At 63.1% G+C, this 648-nt stretch carries 1 pseudogene; it reads right to left on the bottom strand.

Annotated elements, in window-relative coordinates:
- Positions 1–95: 95 nt before the first annotated feature.
- Positions 96–648 (bottom strand): annotated as a pseudogene (locus ASV56_RS23260) (IS5 family transposase); the annotation flags it as partial.

Raw genomic sequence — 648 nt, 5'->3', positions numbered from 1 at the left:
GATCCGATACGGGAATGGCGCCAGCTTGCCCTCAATCTTGCAACGGTAACGGGCGGGTCGCGACGCAGGCCCCGTTACGGCATCTCGTTCACGTGTCATAGCCAGAACATGACGGTGGCGGCGAGAGCGACGGCAGACAGGAAGACCTTCGGGCATCTGTCGTAGCGGGTGGCGACCCGGCGCCAATCCTTCAGCCTGCCAAACATGATCTCGATGCGGTTTCGGCGTTTGTAGCGTCGCTTGTCGTGCTTGTCGTGCTTGCCACGAGATTTCCTGCCCGGGATGCAGGGCCTTATCCCCTTGTCTTTCAACGCATTTATGAACCAGTCGGCATCATGGCCCCGGTCGGCCAGCACCCAGTCCGCCTTTGGCAGGGCTGCCCAGCAGGGCGGCGGCCCCCGTGTAGTCACTAACCTGGCCTGCGGTCATGCGAGGGATAAGGCCATGATCCGGGGGATCATGGCCCCCGAGAACGCGGATCGGGCGGCCTTCGGCATCGGTCACGGCATGCAGCCTGGTGTTCATGCCGCCCTTTGCGCGATCAGACGGCTCCTTTGATCGCCGGGTCCCCCTTTTCCGACCGCAGGCTGGTCGCCGAGCGGTGCATCTTCAGGGAGGTTGCATCGATCATCACCGTCTTCGGAACGG

It is taken from the genome of Paracoccus aminovorans (genome assembly GCF_001546115.1).
GTDB lineage: Bacteria > Pseudomonadota > Alphaproteobacteria > Rhodobacterales > Rhodobacteraceae > Paracoccus > Paracoccus aminovorans_B.
This window is presented reverse-complemented; position numbering and strand designations above follow the sequence as displayed.